Genomic DNA, 22,056 nt, shown 5'->3' with positions numbered 1-22,056 from the left:
TAATCCTCCTCAGGCGCCAGGTTCCCCCGGCAAGTTTCGGTCCGCCTGCCCCCCAGGGTGCACAACCCCCACAACGGGGGTGACCGGACCTGACGCCTTAATGGCCCACCGACTTACAGGCGAGCAATGGGACTAAGCCCTCGGCCGCGACTTCCGTGAGACACTGTGGCGAATCAGCCACAGCCCCGTGTCACGCAACAAACGCGCTGATCGCCATCAGCCCCGCGCAACGTGACGGCAATCGGCCGGCTGTGGACGGGCTGATCCCACCCAGCGCCATGGCGCAAGGCACCCGCGCCGCCAGCCCGGCCCAGCGGTGGGGGCCGAGTGCAGGCGCGCCAGGGTGGCTCGCGGTCGGGAACGCGGGTGAGACGATCCCGGCATCGGCGCCCAGCCGCTGCAAACGGGCCACACTGGTGCGTCCATGCACTGCCATGGTCAGCCGCGCCCATGGCGCCCCCGCCCGCCGCGCCGCCAGGAACGGCAGCAGGCCGGTGGTCGCCCGCCGGTCCGGCATATGCAGACCGGCCCGAAGGCGGAGTGCGGCACGCCCATCCCCCGCAACCAGCAGCGCCACCCCGGCCGCACGGCAATCCCGGGCGAGCCCGGGCAGCACCCCCGCCGCCTGGTCACGCGCCAGGACGCCGCCCACCCCGCGCTGCCGGCCCGGCGCCAGGCCCGGCACCGCCTTGCGCGCATCCGGCAAACGCCGCGCATCCCCGACCACCCAAAGCCGTGGCCAGGCGGCGCCTCGCACCCGCCGCGGCTTGAGCCGCAGCGCCGCCCCCCATAGGGTCGCGCCTCGCCTCAACCCGGATGCCCCCGCCCATGCCGATTGCCGAATCCCTGGCCCGCATACGCGAGCGCATTGCCGCGGCCTGCCACCGCGCCGGCCGCGACCCGGCGGCGGTAACCCTTGTCGCCGTGTCCAAGACCCACCCGGCCGAGGCTGTGATCGCGGCTCTGGCCGCAGGCCAGACGGTGTTCGGCGAGAACCGTGTGCAAGAGGCCGCCGGCAAGTTCCCGGCGCTGCGCGCGGCGCATCCGGCCCTGCAACTGCATCTGATCGGCGGCTTGCAGACCAACAAGGCGGCCGAGGCCGTGGCCCTGGCGGATGTGATCGAGAGCCTGGACCGGCCGAAACTCGCCGCGGCCATCGCCACCGCCATCACCCGTAGCGGGCGCAGCCCTCGGCTCCTGGTGCAGGTGAACACCGGGGATGAGCCCCAGAAGGCCGGCATTCCCCGTGCCGAGGCCGAGGCCTTCCTGCGCGCCTGCCGGGAGGATCACGGGCTCGCCATTTCCGGCCTCATGTGCATCCCGCCCGCCGAGGCCGATCCCGCGCCGCATTTCGCCTGGCTGGCCGAACTGGCCAGCAAGCAGGGCTTGCCGATGATCTCCATGGGCATGAGCGGTGACTTCGAGACCGCGATTGCGCATGGCGCGACCCATGTCAGGGTCGGCAGCGCGATTTTCGGCGCGCGTCCGCCGGTCTGATCAGACCCGCTTCCAGGTCAGCACCAGCACGTCCCGGCAGGACGGCAGGGCCGGGTCGGCCGGTGCCACCGGGGTGACGCCGTGGCGCAGGCGCCGGTCGTCCAGCACGGCCGTGTCCAGCATCCCATCCAGCGTGAATTGCGCGAGGGTGGCGCCATCCAACCCGACCACCAGGGTTTCGCCCCCCACGAGATTGGTGCGCGCGATCATGGCGATGATCACCAGATCGACCCCGTCCTGGTGCACGCCCTCGGGGGTCGGGTAACCAGGGGCGCCGGCGACGGCCTCGATGCGGAACTGGTGCATCTCCACGAACCAGTCCCGCGCGCCGACCACCGCATCCGCAGCTTGTCGCCCCAGGTCCAGCAGCGCCCGCAGCACCGGGCTGGCCGCGACCGCGTCCTCGACCGGGGCGAACCAGCGGTCGATCCCGCCATTCAGGCTGTTGTGGACGCTGGCCTGGAAATGCGGCCGGTGCGGGTTGCGGACATGTCCGGTGCTGCGGGCGGAGAAATTCGCGAGGCGGCGCCGGCGATAGCGGCCGCCATCCGCCATGAACCCATCCGTCTCCAGCCGATCCCAGGAGGCGGCGAAAGTGTCCAGCTCCGGCCGGTCCGCGCCCAGAAGCGCCTGCATCGTCTCGGGCCGCACATGGGCGAAGCCGGCTCCGTCCAGCCCGGCCAACGCCGGCGGCACGGGCAGGGAGGCGGGTTCTGCGGCGGCGCTCATTTGGCCTCTCCAATGGCGGGCAGGTCGCCGGTCATGCCGGCCAGAACCTCGGCGACGTGGCGCACCTGCACCGGGCTGTTCTCGCGCTTGAGCCGCCCGGCCATGTTCAGCAGGCAGCCGAGGTCGCCGGCCAGCAGCGTGCCGGCCCCGGTCGCCGCGATATCGCGCGTCTTGTCCGAGACCATGCGGGTGCTGATTTCGGGATACTTCACGCAGAAGGTGCCGCCGAAGCCGCAGCAGGTCTCGGGTTCGGCCATCTCTCGCAACTCGACACCCTTGATCCGGGCCAGCATGGCGCGCGGCTGCGCCTTCACGCCCAGTTCGCGCAGGCCCGAGCAGCTGTCGTGATAGGTCACGCTGCCTTGGTATTCGACCGGCAGGGCAGCCGCCCCGCGCACGTCGGAGAGGAAGGCGACCAGCTCGAAGGTGCGCGCGCCGAGCGCCTCGGCCTTGCCGCGGTATTCGGGGTCGTCCTCGAACAGGTTCGCATAGTGATGCGAGATCATGCCGCCGCAGGAGCCGGACGGGACCACGACATAGTCATAAGGCAGGAAGGCATCGACCACCCCCCGCGCGACCTCCTTCGCCGTGACGCGGTCCCCGGAATTATAGGCGGGCTGGCCGCAGCAGGTCTGCGCCTCGGGCACTTCCACGGTGCAGCCGGCGGCCTCCAGCAGCCGAATGGCCGCGAAGCCGACCGTGGGCCGGTACAGGTCCACAAGGCAGGTGACGAAGAGGGCGACGCGAGGCTGGAGTTGCGACATGGGCGGAGCATATGCCCAAGCGCCGGCACGCGTCACGGGGCCGCGGCCACCTCGTTGGGGAGGAGCAGCCAGAACCTGGCTTCATCCCTCGCGCGGCCGGCGACAGCCCCGGCGGCATCGCCCCAGCCCCAGAACAGGTCACCCCGCGCACGCCCCCGGATGGCGCCCCCGGTGTCCTGCGCCAGCGTGAGACGGTTGAGCGCCTCGCCGGACACCGGATCGCGCCCGGCGATGAAGACCGGGGCGCCAAGGGGAATCTGGGTCCGGTCCACCGCCAGCGACCGCCCCGGTGTCAGCGGCACGCCCAGCGAGCCAGGGGGCCCCTGGTCGGGCCGCAGCCCTTCCAGCTCGCGGAAGAAGATATAGGAGGGGTTCTCGGCCATCATCGCCCCGGCCTCGGCTTCGGGCGCGGTGGACAACCAATCGCGGATCGCCTGCATCGACATCGCCTCGCGCGCGATCAGGCCGCGGGAGATCATCACCCGCCCGATCGGGATGTAGCGATGGCCGTTCTGCGCGGCATAGCCGAGCCGCAGCACCTTGCCATCCGGCAACTCGACCCGGCCCGATCCCTGGATATGCAGGAAGAAGGCATCCGCCGGGTTGGCCAGATAGGCCAATTCCAATCCCCGCCCCGCCAGGGCCCCGGCCGCGATCTCTCCCCGCGTGGGGAGCAAGGGGCCGGTCAGCGGCGTAACCGCGGGCAGGCCATGGCCTGCGGTGGCTATGAGCGGTTCGGGTTGCGGCCAGGGCTCCGCGCCCTCCTCGTGTCGCGCGGTTGCGCCGGGCAGCGGCTGTCCGGTGATGCTGACCCTGCGGAACCCAGGCCAGGATCCCGGTTGGGGCAGCACCGCCGAGGCCGGGGTGGCCGGGTCTGCGGGGCGGGGTCGCGCCAGCAGCGGGGTGCGGTGCTCGTCGTCGCGAACCCGGCTGCCGCGCAGCACCGGTTCATAATATCCGGTCAGTAGCCCGGCACCGAGCGGCATCGCGACCAAACGCGCCTCGAACAACGCGCGGAAGGCGGCGTCACGAGCGCGGGCCGAGGCGATATCGGGCGCGCCTCGCCGCGACAGGTGCGGGCGGGGTTGCTCGCGATCAAGGGCCAGGGCGGCCTCGCAAAACGGGCGCCAGTGCTCGGGGTTCGCGCCGCGCGTGGAGGGATCGGGGAGGAGGGAGCGCTCGGCCGGCCATCGCGACCAGGCGAGGCAGGACGCGAGCAGCGCATCCACCACCTTGCCCGGCGCGTCCTCGGCCCAACCGGGCATCGAGGCCAAAGGCACCGCACGCTCATCCGCCTCGGCCCCTGGTGCCGAGAGGAGGCCTAATGCCAATCCCAAAGCTGGGCGGGACCATCGGTCAAGCATGGACCAGTCTTGCGCCCGTCACACCCGTGACCCAACGCACGGTCCCGTGATGCGGATACGTATGTCCGGATCAGGCAGCCAATCAGGCAGCCAATCAGGCAGACCGTGTGCCGACCAGCTTCCAGGTGGGATCGGCGTTGCTCAGGTCGCGCTGGAAGGTCCAGATGTCCGTGATCTCGGTGACCGCATCGGTCCCGGCGACCGGCAGGCCATCTTGCCCGATTGTCATGTTCACCTGATCCGAGACGATCCGGACCGAGACATCCGCGATGGTGCCGCGAAGCTCCGCGGCCTCGATCGACATCTCCTGCACGGCGCGAATTTCGGTCCGTTGCGTCTCGCCGCCCTTTTCCCGTGCCGTGATCGCGCCTTCGAAGCCGGCATAGGTGTCATCGGCCAAGAGGTCGCGCAGCGTCCGGCGGTCGCCGGCGGCGAAGCCCGTGACGATCATGCGGAACGCGCCCTCGGCACCGCTGAGGAATCCGGCGGGCTCGAAGCTGTTGTCCACCTCGATGATGCGGCCAATGGCCTTGCCGACCGGAGAACGCGGCTCAGGCAGGACCACCCGCGGTTGCCCGGGCGCGGGCGCGATGCGGGCAGGATCGGCATCCGGCGCGCGGGCGCCGGGGGGCGCCACCGCCGGCTTCTCGGTGGTCGGGCGCTCAAAGCCCGTCCGCTTCCCGAGCACGCTCCGCAAGCGCAGCACAAGGAAGGCGGCGACCATGCCGAATAGGATCAGGTCAATAGGAAAGCCGCCCTGCATCATGTGCTCCTTTTCATCCCTGCACTTAGTCACCCGGCCCCTTCGCCGCAACGGGCGCGGCCGACGAAGTGGGCGCGAGGCCCACCATTGCCGTCTTCGGCCGCCACCGCTACGCCCTGGCAACCGCACAACGATGGAGACGCAGACCCCATGATCCTCCTTCGGCACGGACAGAGCGAATTCAACCTTCATTTCAGCGCGACCCGCATCGATCCCGGCATCAAGGACCCCAGGCTGACCCCGCTGGGGCATTCCCAGGCGGATGCCGCGGCCGAGGTTCTGGCGGCGCGCGGCGTAAAGCATATCGTCAGCAGCCCTTACACGCGCGCCTTGCAGACCGCGGCGCCGCTGGCCGCCCGGCTTGGCCTGCCGGTCACGGTCAATCCCTTGGTGCGGGAGCGCTACGCCTTCACCTGCGACATCGGCTCCCCCCGCACCGAACTCGCCGGCGCCTTTCCCGAGCATGACCTTTCGACCATCGAGGAGATCTGGTGGCCGCTGGTCGAGGAGCCGGAACACCAGGTCCGTGCCCGCGCCGCGCTGTTCCGGGCCGAGATGGCGGCCCTGCCCAGCTGGCGGGACACCGTGGTGGTCGCCCACTGGGGCTTCATCCTGGCGATGACCGGGGTGTCGATGCAGAACGGCCAGTGGCTGGTCTGCGACCCGAACGAACCGGCCCCGGAGAAGATCGTCTGGAAGGTTTAGCCGACCTCGTAGAGGAAGGCCTCCACCACCGCATTGAACGCGGCGGCGTGTTCGAAATAGGCAGAATGCCCGGCCTCGGCGATCGGCACGACCCGCGCGCCGGGCACATCGGCGGCCACCCCGGCCGCGGCGAAGGGCGGCACCACCACGTCCCGGCCGCCGGGGATGAACAGCACCGGGCAGTTCGCCGCCGTCAGATCGGCGGGCGGGCGCTTGCGGGCGGCATGGATGCGGGCGCGCACCACTTCCTTGTCCAGGCCCGCGCTTAGCGCGTTGATCTGACCATAGAGCAGCGTCAGCGCCGGCTGTGCCTCCGCCATCGCCCCGCCGGTCGCGGGATGGATGTTGCGCGCGAGCAGCGATGCGCGGGCCTCGGCGCTGCTGTGTTTCCAGGCTTCGAGCTGCCCGCGCTCCGGCTGCCGCATCTGGCGCGGGTCCAGCGTGCCGGTGGTGGCGGCCAGCACCAGCGCCTTGACCCGCCCCGGGCGCAGCAGGGCGTATTCGACGCCGGTCCAGCCGCCCATCGACTGGCACACCAGCCGGATGTCGGGCAGGCCGAGGTGATCGACCAGCGCCGCCAGATCGCCGGCATAGGCGGTGGGATCGGGCCCCTCGGCCGGCGCCGTCGAGGGGAAGAAGCCGCGATGGGAAAAGGTCACGCAGGTGAAACGCGGCGCGAAATGCGCCACCTGCTGCCACCACGACATGAGCGACCCGCCGAGCCCATGCGCGAAGACGAGCGGCGGGCCTTCGCCCACGACCTCATAGGCGATCCGGCAATCCGGGCGGTCGATCCAGCCGCTTCGGCGCGCGGGGGCAGTGAATTCCATGCGGCAGGGCTCCGGTACAAGGCGAATTGAGGGGATTTCAGCGTGGAGCCGGCGTCTGGCTGCAGGTCCCCGCCAGGGCGCAGGCGAGCCGATCGGCGACCTGGGGGGCCGTGGTCGGCGGCAGCGGCGGGGCGGGCGTGACCCCACCAACCGATGCGGGCGGCCGCGCGGGCGAAGCCGCAACGGGCGGCTGATACACCGGGGGCTGCGGCGTGGGCGCGACATAGGAGCCCGGATCGGGCCGGATGGTGGCGCCGGGCGTCGGGCGGGTTGGTTCGACCGGATCAGGCATGAGGATGGTCGCCCCCGCGCGCGGCCGGCCCTGGAGCCCTTTGCCCTCGGCGGCCGCAGCCGGCGGTGGCGGCGCCGTGACCTTGCCGCGGGGTGTCGGTTCGGGCTGCGCGGGCCGGCTGGGCGCGGCCTGCCGCTGCGGCGGGGGCGCCGGCCTGGGGGTCGGCTCGTTGGGGACAGTGGCCCCCGCTGGTGTGAGATTGAGGTTGCAGGGCGTGCCGTCGACCATCCCGCGTGCATGGATCAGCTCGGGCGTCACCCGCACCCCGTCGAAACTCGCCTCCCGCCCCCGGTCCAAGGTGCCGTCCAGCCGCAGCAGCCGGCCGAAGCCGAGGTTGATGATCCGCCCGCTGACGCTGCCCGGGCCGATGCGTACGGTCAGGACGTTATTGACGACGCTGGCCCGTGCCGGGATGGAGCCGCGGTCGAAGATATCGCGCGAGGGGCAATCCACGGTGCCGGTCCAGGCGCCTTCGAACCCCTCGGCCAAGGCCGGGGCGGCGGCGAGTGTCAGGCCCAGGCACAGCACGGCCAGTTGAGGGGTCACACGCGATCTCCGGCGGGACAGGCCCCGCACAGCTTGAGAATAGGGAGCGTGGGCCGCTGCGAACAGCGGCTACCGCCCTGATGCCTCACGCAAAATATCGGCGCGGAACACGGCCAGGGACGGCAGGCTGCGCGTGGCGGCCTCGGCATGGCGCGCCACCAGGGCGACGGGTCCGATCAGCTCCGGCACCCGCTGGGCGCGCAGATCCTGCTGCACCACCGCCGCCTCAGCCCCAACCTGCACGTCGGTGGCCCGGCCCAGCTGGGCAACGATGGCGGCATAGGCGCGGACGCCGCCCTCCACCTCCGCCCGAACACCCGCCAGCATCGGCCGCCAGGCGGCGGCCTGTTGCAGGGTGGCGCCGACGGCGCCGGGGTTCTCCACCATTGTTTGCAGGGCCCCGGCGCGCTGGTCGGCGACATAGACGCTGCGGGCCAGCACCGCCGCCGCCTGGATCTGGGCGCGGGCGGCAAGGCGGGCGCGATCCGTGCTCTCCCGCGTTTCGGCGGCATAGGCGGCGCCGACGCGGTCGATGGCGGCCAGCATCGCGGGGTCGGTCTGGTCGCGGCGCAGTGCCTGCAACAGCGTCGCGGGATCGTCGCCGACGGGGATGCGAATGCGGGTCTCGGCGTCGAACGCCTGGCGGAAACTGGTGCTGTCGGCGAGGCTGCCCTGGGTCGGCGCCGCCAGGACGAAGCGCACGCCGATGGTGGCCAGCCGCGTGGGCTCGCCGGTCTCGGCGACAAAGGGCGCGTATTCGATCCGCAGGGAGGAGCGCAGCTGCGCCTCGGTGGTGGTTCGGTAATCGCCGCCGCGCGCGACCTGCCCGCCCGCCAGCCCATGGCTGCGCCCGACCCGGTTCAGGCGGAAGGCGTCCAGCACCCATTCCGCCGCATTGCCCAGCATGTCGTGCAGCCCGAGCGGATTGGGCCGTTTCAGCCCGATCGCCGACAGACGCCCGGCGGCGCTGCGCGGCCCTTGGAACCAGGCATAGGCCTCGGGGCCGCCCTCCGGCATCGGGAAGACGCGGCCCTGGAAATCCGCCTCGCTGACCGCCGCACCGCCACGGGCCGCGTATTCCCACTCCGCCTCGGTCGGCAGGCGCACGAAGGCGGGTGCCAGGCCACGGCGCGGCAGGCTGGCGCGGGCGTTCTGCAACAGGAAGGTGGAGTAGCGCTGCGCCGCATCCATCGCCTCGAACCAGGAGATCTCGACAGCCGGGCGGCGGGCCTCGGGGGTATTGGTGGCGGGGCACTCGGGCTGGCGCAGCGCATCGAGCTGGGCGCGCGATACCTCATACTTGCCCATGAAGAAATGCCGCGGCTGCGGGCCGCCGCCGAAGGGGCCGACGACATTCACCCGGCGCAGGGTTTCGAGATAGCCAAGCTCGGCCTCGGCACTGCCGAGCAGCGCCGGGCGATCGTCCAGCGCGCCGTCGCCGGTAGGGGTTTCGACCTTGCGGAAGGCCATGCTGCCGCCGCACGGCATGGGCAGGAGCAGGTCATCATTCGCCGGCGCGGGGTTGAAGGCGCTGGCGGGCCAGCGCGGCTGGGCGGAGGCCGCGCCCATCCCGACCAGCAGACACAGCAAAGCCAGCCTAAGCATCCCGCAACCCCTCCGCCGGATCGATCGCCGCGGCCCGCCGCGCGGCCGCCACCGCCGCCACCATTGCCGCCAGCATGGACAGGATGCCGGCGCCGCCGACCTCCAGCATGCCGATCCGCGCCAGATCGCGCCCATCGGAGGCGCCGAGCAATGCCAGCCGGTTGACGATCGACGCCGCCCCCTGCGCCACCGCCGCCGCGACCAGCGTGCCGAGCAGGGCGAAGACCAGCGCCTGCCAGACCGGCAGCATCACCAGACCGGCGCGGCGCATCCCCATCAGCCGCAGCAGCGCAAGCGTCCGCCGCTTGCGCTCGACCGAGGCCCAGAGCGCCGCCGCCAGCCCCAGCACAAAGCCCGCACCCCCCACCGCCGCGATGACGGCGACGCCGGCGGTCAGGTTGCGATCCAGCGCCAGCAGGGCCGCGACATCCTCGGCGCGGGAGGCGGTTTCGATGTTCTCGGCCCGCAGCCGCGCGACCAGCACGGGCACATCCTCCAAGCGCCGGGCGTAGAGCCGAAACCCTTCGGCGGTGGTGGCCTCGGTGCCCGCGGCGCGGCGGTCGATGAAATCCTGGATGCCGCGGCCGAGCGCGGGCTCCGCGAAAATCGCATCCCGCGCGCTGGCCGAGGGCGGGGCGATGGCGGCGACGGTCAGGCTGGCGCGGAAGATGTCCTCGGCCCCGGTGAGGATCACGCGCAGCCGCAGGGCGTCACCCGGACCCACGCCGAGGCGCTGCGCGGCGCCGGTGGAGATCACCACCTGCCCCGGTCCAGGGGGGGGCACCCCACGCAGCAAGGGATCGCCGGGCGCGGTCGGCAGCACTTCGACGGGGATGACATGGCCAGGGCTGGCCCCGGCTTCGAGCCGTCCCGTCGCGGCCAGCAGCCGGGTGCGGGGGATCAGGAAGCCGACCTCCGGCCGGGCGGCGAGGGCGGTGAACCAGTCGGGGGACAGGGTGAGGTTGGTGGTGTTGACGATTTCCCGCGCGCGGGGGCTGGCGCCCATGTCCTCGGCCATTCCGGCGATGACCCCGGCGCGCAGCCCGGCCAGCAGGATCAGCGGCGCGATCACCGCCGCCAGTGCCAGCACGCTGCACAGGGTGAAAGCCGGTTCGTGGCGCAGATCCGCCAGCGCCAGACGCAACGCGCGCATCAGGCCAGGACCGGCTCGGCCAGGACGGAGGCCGCCTCGCCCGGCACCGGCAGCAGTGGTGCCAAGGCAAAGCCGTGGCGCGCGGCGGCGGCGGCGTCATGGGTGGCGAGCAGCACCGCCGCCCCGGCCTCCCGCGCCTGCTCCGCCAGCAGGGCCAGGATGGTTTCGGCCATGTCGGGGTGCACGCTGGCGGTCGGCTCATCGGCGATGACGACCGAGGGGCGGTGCGCCAGCGCCCGCAGGATCGCCGCTCGTTGCCGCTGCCCGACCGAAAGGGCTGCGGGCAAGCGGCCCAAGAGCTCCCCGATCTCCAGCGCCTCGGCGAGCCGGGTGATCCGTGCTTCATCCCGGCGGCCGGAAAAATCCTGGGCGAGACGGGCGTTGTCGCGCAGCGAAAGGAAGGGGATCAGCCCCCCCGTCTGCAACACATAGCCGAAGCTGGCGCCGCGCAACGCGGCCAGCGCCTCAAGCCGGCCCCGGCGCCAGAGGATGGCGGCATCGGTGCCGGCGACTTCCAGCACGGCGGCCGTCTCGGGCCGGGCGGCGAGCGCGGCCACGTCCAGCAGCGTGGATTTGCCGGTGCCGGAGGCCCCGGTCACCGCCACCAGCCCGCCCTCGGGCAAGGTGAGGGCTGGGATGTCCAGCGAGAACACCGCATTGCCCGATCGCCGCCGCGCCACGACCCCGCGCAGCCGCAGCGCGGCGGTCACGGCAGGCTGTCGAGCGGCACCGGAAACACCGCCGCCCCGGGCTGGGTGCCGCTGCCGAGTTGCACCCACAGCCCCGGCGTGCGGGCGTATTCGGCGTAGAGGCGGAGCTTGGCCTCCAGCGCGTTCAGCAATTCGCGCTGCCCGCCGGGTTGCAGGTCCAGCCAGTCCTGTTCGGTCAGCTCCATGACCTGGCTGCGATAGGGCAGCCCGTCGAGGTACTCGCCAAACGCCCCGCCCAGCCGTTCCAGCCCGCCGATGCGGCGCGGATCGCGCGCTGCCGCCAGGGCCGCGTTGCGAATGTTGGCGAAGACCGTCTGCGGCGCGAGGCGGCCGGCATTGGCCTGCTCCACCACCAGCCGCAACGCCGCCTGAAGGTCGGACAGCTGGTCCCGCGTCAGCAGCACCCGCACGTCGAGATTGGCGCGGTCGGGGTTGTTCAGGTCGCGGTCCGTGGTGAAGGAGCGGATGATATCCGGCGCCTGCGTCTCCTGCGCGCGGCCGAGGTAGGACAGCCGCATCGCGGCCGCCACGACCTCGACCTGCTGCGCCACCTGGCTGGGCGCGGCGGCGGGGGCCTCACCCCGCAACTGGCCGAGCGGCGCCCCGGTCAGCGCCGCGACCTGACGCAGCAGCGCCTCGGTGATCTGCTCGACGGTGGTGCCGAAGGCCGCGACCTCACCGCCCGGGATCGGGTAGTAGAGCGGGGCCGAGGCGCCATCGAAGCGCGTCAGCTCGCTGTATTGCGCCCGCGCCCGGGCATGGTCGTTGCGGCCCTCCGGCGTCAGCAGATGCAGCACGAAGGGCGCGATCTGGGCCTGTTTCAACAGGTCGCGGATGCCGGAGATGCTGAGCCCGGTGGCGCCGCGCGGATCGGGCGCCACCCGCGCCCCGGCATCGGTGACCATGATGAGGAAGCGGCCACCGAAGCTCGACCAATCCACCTCATCCAAGGCGGCCTTGATGCCGGCCAGGGAATCCTCGTCGAAACCCTCGTTGGATTCGGAGGCGGCGCGGGCGGCGGCGATCTGCGGCAGCACGGCCGCGACGGGGGCGCCGAAATCCGGCCGCGCATAGACGCGGGTGACGTATTCCAGCGCCGGGTTGTTGTCGGTGGCGTCGCGGAAGGCGACGAGGCCGAAGCGGAACCGGTCGCGCAGCGGCGTCTCGCCCACCCGCGCCATCACGTTGCGGATCGCATCGCGGGTGCGGTCCAGATAGGGTTGCATGGACAGGGTGGTGTCCACGACGAAGACCAGCGCCCCGCGGAAATCCGCCAAGGGATCGCGCGCAGGGGCGGCCGGCGCGGCGTGGCGCTCGGCGGGGGCGGAGGCGACCTCCAGCAGGCGCATCCTGTTGCCGCGCTCGTTCTCCACCTCATCGGCGGAGAGCACGGGCAGCAGATAGAAATTGCGCGAGATGTCCACGAAGGTTTCGGGTTCCAGCGCCACCACCCGGCCGTCGTTCGCCGCACGCGCGGCGTCGGCGGCGGCCGGCATATTCGCCGAGAGGATAATGCGGCGCAGCGGGTCCCGCCCGCCGAAGAACATCGTCCGCTCCCGTCCGGCCGGATTGGTGAAGGCCAACACCATGGTCTGCCGCCAAGCGACGGTGCGATCCTCCTTCATCCAGCCGAGGGTCGCGCCCTGGGCGTCGGGCCCGACCTCGATCCAGCCGTTCTGCCGGGCGTAGACATGAAACAGGGTGAAGCCCGGGACCGGGCGGCCATCCGGCGCATCGGGGCTGCTGTGCAAGGTGGCGCCGGGGCGGACCAGCACCTTCTGGGTCAGGGTCTGCTTGCCGTCCATGATCAGTGCGCTGCGCTGCCCGGCGGGCGGCGGCGCATCGGGAATGCGGAGGCCGCGTCCCTGGGCCAGGGCGATGCCGGGCAGCAGCAGCAGCAGGCAGAGAAACCGGATCATGGCCAATTATCCTGCAAAGCAATGGCGGCAAGCGCATCCCCGGCGGCCGCCGAGGCCTCCAGCCGGGTGCGGAGCGCCGCCCGGGCCGGGGCCGCGGCGGGGTCGCCCGCAAGCTCCGCCGCGCGCCAGTATTGCGCGGCCTTGGCGGCGTTCGGAACCGAAAGCGCGCCACCGGGAATGAAGGTCGCGGGATCGTAAAGCCGTGCCAGCGCGCTCATCGCAGGCCCGTAGGGGGCGTTGGCGGCGACCTCCAGCAACAGCAGCGTGTCCTGGTGGCGGCCGGCGGCCTGCCGGGCCGCGGCGATCGCCAGCACGCGGGCGGGTGGCAGGTTCAGCGCGGCGATCTCGGCCGGGGTCATGCGATCGATGCCATCGTCGACGGCCGCCGGGGGAGCCTCGACAGCCACCGGCGGCGGCGTGGGTGCGAGCGGTTCCGCAGGCTGGCGGAACAGCGCGAGCAACGGCTCACGATACCACCAGGCGGCACCGCCGGCGCCGGCAAGGGCGATGAGGAGCAAGAGCACGAGCATCACGGCCCGGCCATGGCCGGGGGCCACGGGTTTGGAGGGGTCGAAATCCGCTTCGCGCGATGGGGCCTTGGGCGCCTCGGGCGGCACGGGCGTGGTCGGGCGCAGCACAACGGTCGCGTCGGAGTCCGGGGCCGGCAGCGGCTCGGGGCCACGCAGCGGCGGTGCTGTGGGCCGGGCTGGGGGCCGGGCGGGGGGTGGCCGGGGCACCCCGGCAAAGCCGCCCCGCGCCGCGGCCGGCAAGGGCGCGATGTCCGGCCACATCACGACCTCGGCCAGGCCCAGCTCGGGCAGGGCGAAGCGCAGCGGGCCGGCCTCCAGATGTTCGATGATGCCGGGGCCGAGGATCACCACCAGATCGCCGCCGGAATCGGACACCGCATCCGGTACCAGCCGCGCCGAGGCGACCTGCCAGCCATCCGGCCCCAGGCTGTCGCTGCCATAGCCCTCGCGCCCGATCGCCACGGCGGAGACGCTCCGCCCCGACATGCCGGGCATGGTGATCCGGGCGTAGCCGCCCTGGGGGTTGGCGGGGTCGGCCTCGACGCGGATCATGCCGCGCGAACCCCGCCCAGCGCGGTGTCCAGATCGGCCAGGATGCGGCCGAGGGCAGCGTTGCGCGCCACATCCACCTGATCATCGCCATCGCCCTGCAGGTTCAGGTCGATGGAGCGCAGGAAGGCCTGGATCCAGTCCAGGCTCTGCTGGCGATCGTAATCCGCGGCGATCTCGCCCAGATCCGGGATGGCCTCGGCCGCCACCCGCGGCGCGAACACCGGGCGCCGCGCCGGTCCGACCAGAGGGCGATCCCCGAGCGGCATGGCATCGAAGCCAAGGGCGGCGACAAAGCCGCCGATCCGCAACGCCGCGCAAAGCCCGCAGACCGCCGCCGCCGCCGAGGCATGGCGCCGGAAGCCCAGGATCGCGCGCAGCTCGGCGGCGAGGCTGGCTTGCAGCTTCAGCCGCCGGGCCGAGCGCAGCAATTCGGCGACCAGCGTTTCGGCCGTCTCCGGCGTCAGCCCATAGAGCGCGCCCGCCGCCGGGCTGTCGGCGAAGCCATGCAGCCGGTCGGCCCAAAGCTTCAGCGCGGTGCCGGCCAGGGCATCGGCCTCATCGCCCGGCCCGTCGCTTTCGATCTCGGGCGAGGGTTCGTCGCCGAAGTCCAGTTCCGCCAGCAGGCCACGGGCCGCGGTGCGCGCCCCCACCGGGATGGCCCCGGCCTCCGGGGCGGCGAAGCGGGTGCGGGCGAGGGTGGCGGCGATCTCCTCCGCCTCGGGCGAGAGGGCGCGCAGCAGATGGCCGAAGCGCTGGCGTTCGACGGCGCGGGCCAGGGCGATGGCAACGGCACGGCCGGCGGCGCGGCGCTTGGCCAGCTCCTGCGCGAGATCGGCGGAATGCCAATGCGGCACCAGCCGCGCCCGCAGGCGTTCGCCGAGATCGGCCAGCCGCGCCGAAACCTGCCGGCGCTTCAGCGCCGGATCGCAGACCGGGCGCAGCCGCGCGGCCAAATGGCTGATGCCACCATCATTGAGGCGCATCGCCTCGTCCCAGGCCAGGGCCGGGTCGGCGAAATGCTTCTGGGCTTCGGGGTTGTCGAGGAAATCCTGCCGCAGCCGGGCCACCCGCGCGGCTTCCTGCGGACGGACGCCGGTCTCGTGCCCCTCCGCGTCGTAATCGAGGATCGCCTTGTTCTCGACGTTGGGGTTCCGCAGCCAGAACAGATTGTCGAAGGGTTTCCGCGGGTGCCATTCGCGCGGCCAGGCGCTTTCCTTGCCGAAGAAATCCGTCAGCGACGCGGCCAGCCGCGCGGTCCAGCGGGTGCCTCCGGTATCGGCAGCACCCTTCTTGCTCTCGAACTCGGCGTCGAACTTGGTGAGGACGAAGAACAGCGCGGTCGGCTGGCTCGCGCGTTTCTCCGGCGTGTCGCCATGCGTGCCCTCGATCCATTCCGCGACCATGCGCGGCAGGGTGCGGACTTCCTGGTTGGAGGGACCGATGCAGAGGAGCATCCCGGTCAGCTCATTCTCCGCGCAGTAGCGCTCGAACAGATAGGCGACCTTGCCGCGCAGCAGGATCGCGGGAAGTTTCTGGGGATCGGCGAGATGCCGCGTGGGATCGCGGATCTGTTCACGCGACCGCGCGCCCGGAAAGTCGAGCAAATCGGTGACGTCGAAGAAGTCCCAGGGCTTCTGCTCCAGTTGCACCGTGACCTCGGCGACCAGCGCCGTCAGCACCGCGCGCGGCAGATCCGCGCGGGCACCGCTATGGGTGGCCACGGCGATGGTCTGGTCGGCGGGATCGCCGAGCCGGTTGAGGGTCAGCACATCGATGATGCTGGCCTCGCGCGGCAACAAAGCGGTCAGCGGGCAGAAGGCATCCTCCGGATGGCCAAGCTGCGCCAGCGCCGAGGCGAGCCGGACATAGGCCGCCGACAGCGGCGCCAACCGCCCCCAGACCACGCCCAGCAAGTCTGCTCGCGCGGTGTGGTCGAGGCGCGGCGCCAACTCGCTCGCCGCCGCCCAGAAGCGTGCGGATTTCAGCGCCTGGATGGTGCTGTGGCCGCCGAAGCGGGTTTCGAAATACTCGCGCAGATCGACGAAGACGTCGTCCTCGGACATGCGATCGAAGGGCTGCGGCAGAAGCTTGCCGCGCGCCGTGGTCAGTGCCGCTTCCAGCGCGCCCGCGCCCGGCGGTTCCACATCCGCCGGATCGAAGTCGGAGAGGAAGGCATTGCCGAGGATCTTGATGACGTCGGTCTGCGACAGCAGCCGCAGCGCGACCGGCATCCCCGGCGGTGCCTGCACCGGCTTCATGGTGAAGCGGGTGACGAGGCCCGTCGCCTCGCGCCCGCCTTCGGGATTGATCTCCCGCACGAAGTCGACGGCACGGCCTTCGAAGACGGTCATCAGCGGCGCCGGGCCCGCGCGCGCCAGCGCCGAGATCAGATAGGATTTTCCCGCCTGCGACGGGCCGAACACGCCGACGCACATCGGCCGCGCCGCCGCCGCCGCGAGCTTTTCGGCACGCACCCGCGTTCCGCGCAATTCGCGCGCGAGGGCCGCCGCATCCAGCCCCGGCCGCGCCGCCGCCGCGAACCAGTCCAGCGCGCGGCCCGATGCGGCGGCGACGCCGCGTGCTTCCTTGGCCAGGGCTTCATCCCGCGGGTTCATGGCACCCCCAGCGCCCCGGTATCGCGCCAATAGCCGGCATCGTCGCGCATGGTTTGCAGCCGCATGCGCACGGTGGTCGGATGCCGCTCCTGATCATCCGCATCGCGCACGCTGACGGGTTTGAATTGTTCGCGCGCGGCTTCGGCCTCGGCGCCCTCCATCGGCGCGCGCGCCAGCCGCACCTTCAATGGCAAGGCGAGGTTCCGCACCTCGTCGGGATTGCTGAACTCCAGCGCATAGAGCGGCATCGCCGGCCAGCGCTCCAGCGGTAGTTGCCGGAAGCCGAGGATGGAGGGCGCCTCGAAGGGAATCTCCACCTCCAGCGGCGCACCATCCTCCACCGCGTCGAGGTCGATGTCGCGCAAATACTCGTTCCGATGCAGCAATTGGCCGGATGTTTCCAGCCGCCCGATGAAGCGCGCGGTGGATTTCATCCCCAGCCGCGAGGAACGCAGCAGGAAGCCGGGCAGCGAGCCCTCCGCCAGCGTCGCCAGCATCGCGCCGACGGCCGCGGTGGTCTTGGGGTCCTCGATGCGGCCGTTCGAGTCACGGAAGGGATACCAGCCCCCCGCCGCATAGCCCTGCATGTGCACGATGCGATGTGCCGGCACCGGCAGCTTCGCCAGCACCACATCCGTCACCGCGCGCAGCCGCGATGGCCGGCCGGACAGCAGCAGCACATCGCAGTCGAAGGCATGCGCCGCCTCGCACAGATCGGCCAGCACCGGGCCCAGGGTGCCGCGCACCAGCCCATCCATGGCTCCCGCCTCGGCCGGAACCTCGACGGTATCCAAGGTGAAGCCGGTGGCGCCCGCATCCGTCGCGATGCGTTCGAAAAAGGCGATGGCGCGGTCGTGGCGCGGGCGGCCGGGGCCGGCGGCCAGCGGCAGCCGCGCGAAGGGGCCGGAGGCTTCGGCTGTCAGCATCTCGTATTCCGACAGCAGCGCCAGCGCGCAGGGTTCCAGCACACGGGCGACGAATTGCCGGGTCAGTTGCCGCTCGGATTCCGCCTGCCCGCCGCGGGCGCCGCCAAGCACGCGGCGCAGGAAGGATTTCGGCTCGCGCAGCCCCGCCTCGCCCAAGGCCTGTTCCAGCGGCGGCAGCACCATGCGCTCGATCACGGTTTGCAGCAGATCGTCGCCTGCGATCTTGAAGCCTTCTCGGAAGTTCTGGGTCGGGCGGATTTCCTGATCCTGCGCCAAGGCGAAGGTGGTGACGGCAAGATCCGTTGTCCCACCGCCGATGTCGATGCTGGCGATCCGCAAGGACGGGCTCGCGCCATAGCCTTCGCGCACGCGCCCCATCAGCCCGAACAACTGCCGCGCATCGGCCTGGAGGCGATGGACCGATTCGGCGTAGAGCCACACAAGCTGCGTCGCCGTCGCCTCATCCAGCCTGGCGGAGACGCGGGGCGGCACCGGGGCGGCCGGGGCGCGCTCGGGCGATGCCGCGGACCAGCCCATCAGATCCCAGACCAGCTCCACCGCATGTTCGGCGCGACGGCGGGCGATGCGTTGCTCGGCGACCGGCATGGCGGTCGGCAGCGTCAGGATCACGCGGCGCAGCCGGCGCGGCACATCGGCGTTGCGCCGCGCCGCCCGCGTCGCCGGCGCGTTGATCTGCACGATCGCCTGCAACAGGATTTCCGCCAGCATCAGCGTGTAGAGCGAGGAGCGCGAGAACCGCGCGCGGATCGCCGGCGCCGCATTGCGGCTGCGCGAAACCACCTCGCCGGTCTCGGTCAGCGCCATCATGAAGCCGCCCGTCACCGGCGGTTCCGGCGCCGCCCCCGGCCCGCGTGCCGCGGCGAACCGCCAGCCCAGGCTGGAGGGGCGCTCGTCCCACAGATACCGCTTGGGCGAGGACAGCCCGGTGGCGCCCTCATTGCCGATCGACTGCCCGGCCAGCCGCACCGCTTCCGGCCCGACCCGCAGCGGCGACGGCCAGGTGAAGGCCCCCGCGCGCCCCGAGCGCCGCGACAGCGCGTCATCGCCGAAGACCGCGCGAGAGAACTCGACCCGGCTTTCGAAGGGCTTTTGCCAGACGAATTCCGGCCGTGTCAGGTCGCGCAGCGCCAGCGGGTAGGAATCATTCAGCGACAGCGGGCCGTCGGGCGAGGATTCCACCAGAATGCCGCAGGTGCGCGCATTGCCGATGTCCAGCACCAGATCGACATCGACCATCGGCGTCTTTCGCCCGCCGATCCCGGCATCGACCAGACGGATGCGCGGCGCCGCCTGGGCCGCGACCAAAACGTCCAGCAGCGTCAGGAACCGTGCCCAGGGTTCCATGCGATAGGGCAGTTCCTCGGGCTTCACCTCCCGCCCGCGCCGCTGCGCGCGCTTGAGGTCGAGGAACATCCCCTCCACCCATTGCCCGAACCAGCCCTCGGCCAGGAAGCCGGCGTTGTCGGCCATCTTGGTCGCGAGGCGGAACTCGCCCTTGCCCGAGGCATCATCCGGGCTTGGGCCGGTGTAGCGCCCCGCCTGCCGCTCCACGAGGCTGGTGTCGAAGGCGAGGATCGCGCGATGCGTGACGCCGCGCAGCCCCGTCATTTCGACGATCCGCACCCGCACCCAGTTGGTGGGGCCGGAATCGAAGCCGACCGCGCCCTCGGCTCCTTGGCTGTCCACGCGCAGGTAAGGCAGCGGCACCCAGCGCCCGAGGAAGGGCTCCAGCGCCTGGCTGCGGGTGATGCGATAGACCTCCTCCTCCGGCGGGTGCTGTTGCCCGACCGGGTCGTAGAGTTCGCCCTCGTCGCCTTCCTCCAGCGCCCGCAGGAACACCTGCTGGTCGCCGGCCGCGTCACGCAGATGCAGGGGCTTTTCGTCCCAGAAGGCGCGGCCGATACGGGGCAGCGCCTCGATATCGAAATCGACATCCAGGAACTGGATGCCGGAGGCCGGTATCAGGCTGAGGAGCGGTGTCGCATAGGTCATGGAGGCAGTGGTCGCTCGCGCCTCGTGGGGGTGGTCAGAGTATCGGCGCAGAAGCCGCGGCGCGGCAAGGAACGGCGCTTCATCGTTGGAATGTCACGCGGGAGCGGGTGTCCTGCCCCGGCTGGATCGTTTCGCATTCGGCCCTGGTGTCATTGGCGCGTTCGCACCGGCTGATCCGGCGGTAGATGTAGGATTGGTCGTTGCAATGCAGGTCACTGACATCATCGACGACCAGCGTCCGCCCCTCGAAAGAGCCGCGTGCCGGACCCTCGCAGACCGCGCCATTGTCGAAGGTCAGGGTCTGGGTGCCCTGGCCGCGCCGGTCGAAGCAGACGCGCCAGCTTCGCACCTGGTTGATCCGCCCGGTACGGACGTCCCGGGTGCGGTAGGTGCTGGCGAGGTTCCAGCACCCCTCCAGCACCGCCACATCGCCGCGGTTCCAGCGATCGGCCGGAAGGTCGGCCCGGGGCGGCGGCGGCGGTGGCGGCGGTGCCGGGCGCGGCGGCGGGGCTGGCGGCGGCTCGGGCTCGGGCGGTGGTGCCGGCGGGGCGGGGGGCAGCGGGCAGTCCTGTTGCCGCTGGCCCAGGCCGCGGCGTAGCGCATCGCGCTCCCCGGCCAGGGCGCGGCCCTGTTCGCGCGCCTGCTCCAGCTCCAGCAACGTGGCGAGCCCGGCGGCATCGACCGTGCAGGCCGGCATCGGCGGGGCCAGCCAGGCGGAGATGACCGGGGTCGCGAAGACCGCCGCCGCCGCAAGGGCCGCCAGCGCCGCGAGGCTGACCCACATCGCGCTGCGGTCCCGCGCCACCGGGGCCGCGATGCCGCCGTCGTCGAAGCGCGCCAGCGCCGAGACCACCGGCCCGGAGGCCGCACAGAAGCCCCAGGCGGTCAGAACCGGCGCGCCATCCACGGCGAAGACCGCATCCTGGGTCGGGACCATCCGCGCCAAGTCGAGCAGCGCCGCGCGATCCGCATCGCCCTCCGCCCGCGCGGTTTCCGCCGCACGCCTGATGTCGGACAGCAACTGCGACAGCGAGGCCGCGAAGACCGCCCGGTCGGCGCGGTTCAGGCTGCCAAGGGCGCGGGAGGCCTGGCCCGGCGCGTCCCAGGCGATGCTGTCCGCGCCCTCGGCCGGGGTGGCCAGGAGGGCCGCGTGATGCGGGCCGAGGGCGGCGAGCAACGGCCGCAGTCGCGCCGCCGCGATGGAGGGGGACAGCCCCTCCGGCCCGGTCCAGCGCAGCTTGTCACGGGAAAAATCGGTGAGGCGCAGCATCGGCCTACCTCCCCGGAAGGGTGAAACGGTCCACCACGCGGGGCGGGCCGGAGCGGGCGACGCCCTCGATGGTGCGATCCGGCTGGCCGGCGATGCGGATGGTCACGCGATAGGGTGTGGTCGGCCGGTCCACGCTGTCGAACTGGTGCACCCGGATCTGGTAGGTGCCCGGCTGCGGGTCGGTGAAGAAGATGTTCTCGACCGGCGTGCGGCTGCGGTCGCCGCCGACGTTGCGGTCCACATCCAAGGTCCCGCCGCAGCCCTGCCGGCGCTGGTAGGAGATCACCTGCCCATCGGGGCAGATCACCGACAGGTCCAGATCGTCGCGCGTATCCCAGCCGAGGATGATCTGCACACGGCCCTCCTGCGCGCCCTCGCGGCGGGCGCGGTCGGCATCGTCATTGCGTGGCGGCTCCGGCGCTGGTGGCTGAGGTGGCGGCTGCGGCGGCGGCGCGGGCGGCGGGGCCGGTTCGGGCGGGCGTGGCCGTGGGGGCGGGCGCGGCGGCGGTGGCGGTGGCTGGCAGGCGAGGCGCCGCCGGCCCAGCTCCTCGGCGATGCTGGCCAGGCGGTCGCGCAGGGTCGCTTCCTCCGCCTGCGCCGCGTCCAGGTCCCGCAGCAGGGCCAGATCGGCCGGATCGACGACGCATTGCGCGTCGGAGGTGACGAGCCAGCCGAATGGGTCGCGCCACGCCAGGAAGGCGCCGATCGCGAGCATCAGCACGACCAGCGCCGCGGCCAGCAGCGCCCAGGGCCAGATCGGCCGCCGGGCCGTGGCGCCGATCGCCAGCATGGCCATGGGGGTGGCGGTATTGGGCAGGCTGCGGACCAGGGCCGCGCCCTCTGCCCGCCCGGCCAGATGGTGGCCCCAGCCGACCAGGAACACCGCGTCCCCACGCACGCGGATATAGCCGCGGTCGGGGATTTCGAGCGCCAGGGCAATCAACTCCCCAAGCAGCCGCAACCCCTCGTCGCGTTCGCCGGAGAGGCGTTCCGCCTCGGCGCGGATGGCGGCGGCCAGGGCCTCGAAGGCGGGGGCGCGCTCGGGGGCCATCTGGTCGAGCGGCAGGGCCTCGCCGTCGCCCTCGGCATACCAATCGGTGGTGGCGCGGGCGGGGTCGGGGTTGGGTTCGGCCAGGATCGCCGCATGGGCCGGCGAGAGGCGGCGCGCCAGATGCGCCGCGATCTGCCCCCAGGCCGCGGCGACCGGCTGCCCGCCGGCCGAAAGCGGGCGCAGATCGGCGTCGCGCGTGGTGGCGGCGAGGCTGCGCGCCAT

The 22,056-nt window shown here is 72.1% G+C and carries 18 protein-coding genes; 2 read left to right on the top strand and 16 right to left on the bottom strand.

Annotation, left to right across the window (positions count from 1 at the left end; all coding sequences use genetic code 11):
- Positions 1-190 precede the first annotated feature (190 nt).
- A complete protein-coding gene (locus C8P66_RS09320) occupies positions 191-811 on the bottom strand; it encodes a thiamine phosphate synthase (RefSeq protein WP_158537181.1) in 621 nt (206 codons plus the stop codon).
- A gap of 17 nt (positions 812-828) precedes the next feature.
- Between C8P66_RS09320 and C8P66_RS09315 the strand changes: the two genes are divergently transcribed.
- Positions 829-1,497, top strand: a complete 669-nt coding sequence (locus C8P66_RS09315) for a YggS family pyridoxal phosphate-dependent enzyme (RefSeq protein ID WP_245903368.1) — start codon at positions 829-831, stop codon at positions 1,495-1,497.
- Here the strand turns inward: C8P66_RS09315 and C8P66_RS09310 are convergent, their stop codons facing one another.
- The 4 genes from C8P66_RS09310 to C8P66_RS09295 form a co-directional block, all read right to left on the bottom strand.
- The gene (locus C8P66_RS09310; protein WP_211314089.1) at positions 1,498-2,226 is read right to left on the bottom strand and encodes a 2OG-Fe dioxygenase family protein; all 729 of its coding nucleotides are present in this window, start codon (positions 2,224-2,226) and stop codon (positions 1,498-1,500) included.
- Positions 2,223-2,990 carry a (Fe-S)-binding protein gene (locus C8P66_RS09305; RefSeq protein WP_111397975.1) on the bottom strand — a complete coding sequence of 256 codons (768 nt, stop codon included), beginning with the start codon at positions 2,988-2,990 and terminating at the stop codon, positions 2,223-2,225. Before C8P66_RS09305 ends, C8P66_RS09310 begins: the two co-directional genes overlap by 4 nt.
- Positions 2,991-3,022: 32 nt before the next feature.
- On the bottom strand, positions 3,023-4,321 hold the full coding sequence (gene mltA, locus C8P66_RS09300) for a murein transglycosylase A (RefSeq protein ID WP_245903366.1): 1,299 nt from the start codon (positions 4,319-4,321) through the stop codon (positions 3,023-3,025).
- Positions 4,322-4,448: 127 nt separating this feature from the next.
- Positions 4,449-5,120 carry a Tim44/TimA family putative adaptor protein gene (locus C8P66_RS09295; protein WP_245903364.1) on the bottom strand — a complete coding sequence of 224 codons (672 nt, stop codon included), beginning with the start codon at positions 5,118-5,120 and terminating at the stop codon, positions 4,449-4,451.
- A gap of 147 nt (positions 5,121-5,267) precedes the next feature.
- Between C8P66_RS09295 and C8P66_RS09290 the strand changes: the two genes are divergently transcribed.
- On the top strand, positions 5,268-5,822 hold the full coding sequence (locus C8P66_RS09290) for a histidine phosphatase family protein (RefSeq protein WP_111397973.1): 555 nt from the start codon (positions 5,268-5,270) through the stop codon (positions 5,820-5,822).
- Here the strand turns inward: C8P66_RS09290 and C8P66_RS09285 are convergent.
- The 11 genes from C8P66_RS09285 to C8P66_RS23825 form a co-directional block, all read right to left on the bottom strand.
- Positions 5,819-6,652, bottom strand: coding sequence for an alpha/beta fold hydrolase (locus tag C8P66_RS09285; RefSeq protein WP_111397972.1), 834 nt, complete (start codon positions 6,650-6,652; stop codon positions 5,819-5,821). The two genes, C8P66_RS09290 and C8P66_RS09285, sit on opposite strands and share 4 nt — an antisense overlap.
- A gap of 37 nt (positions 6,653-6,689) precedes the next feature.
- A complete protein-coding gene (locus C8P66_RS09280) occupies positions 6,690-7,490 on the bottom strand; it encodes a hypothetical protein (RefSeq protein ID WP_146422786.1) in 801 nt (266 codons plus the stop codon).
- Between the two features lie 69 nt (positions 7,491-7,559).
- On the bottom strand, positions 7,560-9,095 hold the full coding sequence (locus C8P66_RS09275; RefSeq protein ID WP_111397970.1) for a formylglycine-generating enzyme family protein: 1,536 nt from the start codon (positions 9,093-9,095) through the stop codon (positions 7,560-7,562).
- A complete protein-coding gene (locus C8P66_RS09270; RefSeq protein WP_111397969.1) occupies positions 9,088-10,248 on the bottom strand; it encodes an FtsX-like permease family protein in 1,161 nt (386 codons plus the stop codon). The genes C8P66_RS09275 and C8P66_RS09270 overlap by 8 nt, the downstream gene beginning before the upstream one ends.
- Positions 10,248-10,958 (bottom strand): ABC transporter ATP-binding protein, encoded by a 711-nt coding sequence (locus C8P66_RS09265; protein WP_211314088.1) that lies wholly within the window; start codon positions 10,956-10,958, stop codon positions 10,248-10,250. Before C8P66_RS09265 ends, C8P66_RS09270 begins: the two co-directional genes overlap by 1 nt.
- A complete protein-coding gene (locus C8P66_RS09260; RefSeq protein ID WP_111397968.1) occupies positions 10,955-12,877 on the bottom strand; it encodes a vWA domain-containing protein in 1,923 nt (640 codons plus the stop codon). The genes C8P66_RS09265 and C8P66_RS09260 overlap by 4 nt, the downstream gene beginning before the upstream one ends.
- Entirely contained in the window at positions 12,874-13,959 is a 1,086-nt protein-coding gene (locus C8P66_RS09255) for a hypothetical protein (protein WP_111397967.1), read from the bottom strand. The genes C8P66_RS09260 and C8P66_RS09255 overlap by 4 nt, the downstream gene beginning before the upstream one ends.
- Complete coding sequence (locus C8P66_RS09250; protein WP_111397966.1) at positions 13,956-16,574, bottom strand: virulence factor SrfC family protein; 2,619 nt, start codon at positions 16,572-16,574, stop codon at positions 13,956-13,958. The genes C8P66_RS09255 and C8P66_RS09250 overlap by 4 nt, the downstream gene beginning before the upstream one ends.
- Positions 16,571-19,513: a virulence factor SrfB gene (locus C8P66_RS09245; RefSeq protein WP_111397965.1), complete on the bottom strand. Its 2,943-nt coding sequence runs from the start codon at positions 19,511-19,513 to the stop codon at positions 16,571-16,573. The genes C8P66_RS09250 and C8P66_RS09245 overlap by 4 nt, the downstream gene beginning before the upstream one ends.
- A 79-nt stretch (positions 19,514-19,592) precedes the next feature.
- Positions 19,593-20,783, bottom strand: coding sequence for a hypothetical protein (locus C8P66_RS23515; RefSeq protein WP_146422782.1), 1,191 nt, complete (start codon positions 20,781-20,783; stop codon positions 19,593-19,595).
- A gap of 4 nt (positions 20,784-20,787) precedes the next feature.
- A complete protein-coding gene (locus C8P66_RS23825; protein WP_111397963.1) occupies positions 20,788-22,056 on the bottom strand; it encodes a hypothetical protein in 1,269 nt (422 codons plus the stop codon).

Origin of the sequence: Humitalea rosea, assembly GCF_003253705.1 — a bacterium.
GTDB lineage: Bacteria > Pseudomonadota > Alphaproteobacteria > Acetobacterales > Acetobacteraceae > Humitalea > Humitalea rosea.
This window is presented reverse-complemented; position numbering and strand designations above follow the sequence as displayed.